We start from the raw sequence: 4,292 nt of genomic DNA, 5'->3' as shown, positions 1-4,292 counted from the left end.
GTAGGACAGAAGTATTCGCGCGGACCCGCCGATGCGACTAGGGACTTTCGACCCGTCGTGTGCAGGTCAGGGGCGCGATAGACGCAACGCCAACCTCAGCGGGCTTTACGCTCACCAGGCTGGCACCCCGCCCCCGGCTCAGCCGTGCGACCTCCCCTCGCCGCGTACGGGAGGAACCATCCCGCGGCGCAAAGCATTTGCGTATAACTCGCTGGTAGAGGCCGGTTTAGGCCTGGTCAGCAGCCTGTGGCGATTTTCGGCCCGCCAAATTCGAATCCTGCCGAGGGCACCAGCTCCGCCTCAGCTGGTAATCCGTTACGGCGCATATTCGGGGCAATAAGACGTGGCCGAAGTTCGCACCAAAAACCTCACGTCGTCGTCCGTCATACCGTTCCGCTCGTGGGACTGGACCATGCCCACAATCGAATCCGTGCTGCGGCCCTGCGCCAGCAGCGTGCACATCTTGTGACCCATATTGATCAGGCCCTGATCACCCTTAGCGCTTGAGATGCCCTGATTGTGGAGCGCGTTCAGGAACGCGGTGTCGTTATCGTCCGCGTGAGCGGTCGGAATAACCATGAGGAATAGGGCCGCTGCCAGCAGCGCGACAGTGCGCTTCATGACCGTGCATGGTAGCCCGGGTCAGTCAGCGCTCTCGGGACCGGTCGGTGGTAAGCCGGCTCCTGAAATTCCCGGTTTAGAACCCGCACGAGTGGGCACACCGCGGCATGATCGCGCGTCAGATCCCTCGTTTCCTTGTTCCTGCGGTAGTCGCGGCGTCGGGCGCCAGCGTTGTCGTCCTCGCCTCTGCGACCCCGCTCGCCTCCGCCGATCCGTGTCCGGACGTTCAGGTGGTGTTCGCTCGCGGCACCGACGACCCGGTCGGGCTCGGCCCAACCGGGCAAGCATTTGTCGAGTCCCTGCACACCCGCGTTGGCGCAAAGTCGCTCGACGAATATGCAGTCAATTACCCCGCCACCCACGACTGGACGAACGCGGGCGAGGCCGGCATCAGGGACGCGGGCGCACATGTCGTGTCGATGGCGCACGACTGCCCCAACACCAAGATGGTGCTGGGCGGTTATTCGCAGGGCGCGGCCGTGATGGGCTTCGTCACGTCGGCTGCCGTACCGCCTGGGATCGATCCGACGACGGTGCCGAAACCGATGGACCCGGAGGTGGCCAACCACGTCTCCTCGGTCGTGCTCTTCTCGGTGCCGAACGAACGGGCAATGCATTTCTTTGGCGAGCCGCCGGTCGTCATCGGCCCGCTCTACCAGGCCAAGACGATCCAGATTTGTGCTCCCGGGGACCCGATCTGCGCTGACGGGATGAATTTCGCCGCACATGACACGTACGCGACCAACGCGGCAGTGATTGACCAGGGCGCTTCCTTTGCGGGCGGTCTTCTTGGCGGAGCTGCCGGCGGGCCCGCGGTTGCGAGTCCTGGCGCGCCGACGACCGTCGTCGGGTCTCCGTCTGCGGGCGGCGTTAACGTCAATCACTAATTACGCGCCCGGAGCGGTCACCGCGCAGCGCCGACGTGATCGACCGCAGATTTGCTCCGTGCGTAATCAACGCGTCACTGGCGAACCAGCTGGAGGCCCGTCCAGGCGAACTGCGAGGGTTAGCGAGGCGTTAGATACTGAGCAAAGGCTCGTACCGGGAGAGTCGGGAACAACCGGAGAGGACCGCACTGCATGCTCGTCGTGATCGAGGAACCCAAGTTCGCGGCCTACCAGGGCCACCTAGGCGAAGTACCGCTGATCGAACACGGCTCCTTAACCCTGTCGTTCGACACCAGAGACGGCGAGCGCGGCACGTTGCGGCTCAGCGCCGCTGAGTGCCGGGTGATTCTTCCGCACATGCAACGCCTGGTCACCTCGACCTGACCGGAACGACGACGGATTTGCCGGGCGAAATTGCCGGCGGTCGTCAATCCCGGCTGAGAACGAACGCCTCGATGTGGCGGTCGCCGGCGCGCGCCTCGTACTTGTGCCAGCCGGGGTACATCTTGAGCCCCTTGGCCCAGATCTCGTCGCGCTCGGCCGGCGTCGCCAGCCGGGCGGTGGCGGGCCAGGTGTCGCGGCCGATCGACACCGTGGCTTTCGGGTTGGCCTTGAGGTTGTAGTACCAGGCCGGGTGCTTCTCGCCGCCCCAGTTGGACGCGATGAGGCCCACGCCATCAGGGTGCGGGATTCCGTACAACGCGACGGTGCGCGGTTGACCGGACTTGGCGCCGGTGGTGGTGAGAATGACCGCGGGAACCCCGGTCACGATGCCGGCGAAGCTGCTTCGGCCGCCGGTGATCTTGGTGACGAGCCGGTCCAGATGGTGTGCCGCCGGGCGCATGAACGCCGCGCCCATCTTCGTGGCCGCGAAGGTGCGCATCATTCGATGAAACGGGTTGGTGGCGTCGAACGACCGGTCGGACATGGTGTCATTCTTGCCGCAATTGCGTCGCCGGCTCTAGTAGGTGTCAAAGAGTGACGCCCTTGCCGGGGGCGGCGTGTCGTTGGATGATCACGAGATCGCGCTTCCCCGAGGAGGTCTGGATGAACCTGGCGCTGTGGATCGTCGCGATCGTCCTGGCGGTCACATTCGTCGGCAGCGGGCTGCTGAAACTCGTTCGCACCAAGGACCAATTGGTGGGCTCGGGTTTCGGTTGGGCGGAGGATTACAGCCCGACGACGATCCGGCTCATCGGGATCGCCGAGATCCTCGGCGCGATCGGGCTCATCGTGCCGGGCCTGGTGCATATCGCGCCGATCCTGGTGCCGCTGGCCGCACTCGGGCTCGCGGTGGTGATGATCGGCGCGGCCGTGGTGCACGCCCGGCGCAAGGAGACTCCGTTCGTCGCGATGAACGCGGTGCTGCTGGCGCTCGCGATCTTCGTCGCCTGGGGCCGCTTCGGGCCCTATCCGCTTACGTAGTCACGCGGGTTTCGTGCTGTCGACCTGACCCGCGTCGTAATCGATGACGGGCGCCGAGTCGCCGTAGACGTCGAGGGTGTGGATGAAGCGGTGCAGTCCCATCACCCCGGCGCAGGTGAAGCCGAGCTCGATGATCTGCGCGGCGGTGAAGTGCTCCCCCAGGCGCTTGTAGAACTCGTCGTCCATGGCGTGATGGTCGGCCGAAAGCAGGTCGAGGAACTCGACGGCCATCTGCTCCTGCGGCGTGAGCGCGCCATGGCCCGGGGCGAGGAGGCACGCGACGTCCTCGTCGGTGATCGAATCGTGTTTGCGCGACTGGCTACACGGCTCGCATTCGCCGAGTTGTGCACTGCGGATGCGCAGCAGCTCCAGGATCCGGCCGCCGAGCAGGGTGCCGGCGCCCAGCTGGTGTCTGGCCATGTTGACCTGTTCGAGCTGTGCGCTGCGATACGCGAATATCTGCAGGGGCACCGGCGTCGCGTAGAGCCCGGCGGCGACGCCAGCCTCCACGATTTCGCGGGAACGCGGGCTGAGCTCTTCCATCGGAATTGGCGCAATACGCGGCATCAGATCACGCTAACTTTCTTGTGCATCACCGAAAAGCCCCGATGATTTGGGAGAACTCGATGTCCAGACTTGCCGGAAAGGTCGCGATAGTCACCGGGGGTGCGGGCGGAATTGGCGCAGCAACGGCGCGCGAATTGGCGCGCGAGGGCGCTGCCGTCGCCGTCGTCGACATCGACGAGGCGAAGGCCGGCGTGGTCGCCGACGAGATTGCGCGAACCGGAGCCCGGGCCATCGCGCTCGGCGGCGATCTCGCCGAGGAGGACACGGCGCGCCAAGTGGTGCGGTCGACGGTCGCGGAGTTTGGCCGCGTCGACGTGCTGCACAACAACGCGGCGCTGACGGCCAGCGACTTCTTGTCGCGGGACACCACCGTCACCGAGATGCCGCTCGACGTGTGGCGGCGATCGCTGGAAGTCAACCTCGGCAGCCAGTTGCTCATGTGCAAGCACACGGTTCCCGAAATGCGAAGGAGCGGAGGCGGTTCCATCGTCAACATGTCGTCGGGCGCGGCGCTGTCCGGCGACCGCACCCGCCTGGCCTACGGCGTGTCGAAGTCCGGCGTGCACGCCTTGACGATGTACGTCGCGACCAGCGAGGGAAAGGCCGGCGTGCGAGCCAACACCGTCGTGCCCGGGCTGATCCTCACCGACGCCGTTCGCGCGCACCTGTCCGAAGAAGTCATCGGCCGGCTGGGCAGGGCCACGTTGACGCCGTACCTCGGCGAACCGCAAGACGTCGCAAACCTCGTCGTCTTCCTCGCCTCGGAGGCGTCCCGCTACATCACCGGGCAGA

The 4,292-nt window shown here is 65.7% G+C and carries 7 protein-coding genes; 4 read left to right on the top strand and 3 right to left on the bottom strand.

Annotated features, from left to right (window positions below):
- Positions 1 to 315 precede the first annotated feature (315 nt).
- The gene (locus A5706_RS21220) at positions 316 to 621 is read right to left on the bottom strand and encodes a DUF732 domain-containing protein (RefSeq protein ID WP_068134868.1); all 306 of its coding nucleotides are present in this window, start codon (positions 619 to 621) and stop codon (positions 316 to 318) included.
- Between the two features lie 107 nt (positions 622 to 728).
- Here A5706_RS21220 and A5706_RS21215 point away from each other — a divergent pair, with 107 nt between their 5' ends.
- Together A5706_RS21215 and A5706_RS21210 are read left to right on the top strand one after the other, a co-directional pair.
- A complete protein-coding gene (locus A5706_RS21215; RefSeq protein WP_068134865.1) occupies positions 729 to 1,508 on the top strand; it encodes a cutinase family protein in 780 nt (259 codons plus the stop codon).
- 192 nt (positions 1,509 to 1,700) lie between these two features.
- Complete coding sequence (locus A5706_RS21210; RefSeq protein WP_068134862.1) at positions 1,701 to 1,892, top strand: hypothetical protein; 192 nt, start codon at positions 1,701 to 1,703, stop codon at positions 1,890 to 1,892.
- A 43-nt stretch (positions 1,893 to 1,935) separates the two neighbouring features.
- Here the strand turns inward: A5706_RS21210 and A5706_RS21205 are convergent, their stop codons facing one another.
- The gene (locus A5706_RS21205; protein WP_068134859.1) at positions 1,936 to 2,436 is read right to left on the bottom strand and encodes a nitroreductase family deazaflavin-dependent oxidoreductase; all 501 of its coding nucleotides are present in this window, start codon (positions 2,434 to 2,436) and stop codon (positions 1,936 to 1,938) included.
- 83 nt (positions 2,437 to 2,519) lie between these two features.
- Between A5706_RS21205 and A5706_RS21200 the strand changes: the two genes are divergently transcribed.
- Positions 2,520 to 2,933 (top strand): DoxX family protein, encoded by a 414-nt coding sequence (locus A5706_RS21200; protein ID WP_231985370.1) that lies wholly within the window; start codon positions 2,520 to 2,522, stop codon positions 2,931 to 2,933.
- Here A5706_RS21200 and A5706_RS21195 read toward each other — a convergent pair whose 3' ends face one another.
- Entirely contained in the window at positions 2,934 to 3,500 is a 567-nt protein-coding gene (locus A5706_RS21195) for a carboxymuconolactone decarboxylase family protein (RefSeq protein WP_068134856.1), read from the bottom strand.
- A gap of 59 nt (positions 3,501 to 3,559) precedes the next feature.
- On the opposite strand from A5706_RS21195, the gene A5706_RS21190 reads away from it, so the two are divergent.
- A partial coding sequence (locus A5706_RS21190) for an SDR family NAD(P)-dependent oxidoreductase (protein WP_197517918.1) occupies positions 3,560 to 4,292 on the top strand: 733 nt, incomplete at its 3' end.

Source organism: Mycobacterium sp. E796, assembly GCF_001672815.1.
Taxonomy (GTDB): domain Bacteria; phylum Actinomycetota; class Actinomycetes; order Mycobacteriales; family Mycobacteriaceae; genus Mycobacterium.
The sequence above is the reverse complement of the archived record's forward strand: the minus strand, read 5'-3'. Positions and strand labels throughout refer to the sequence as shown.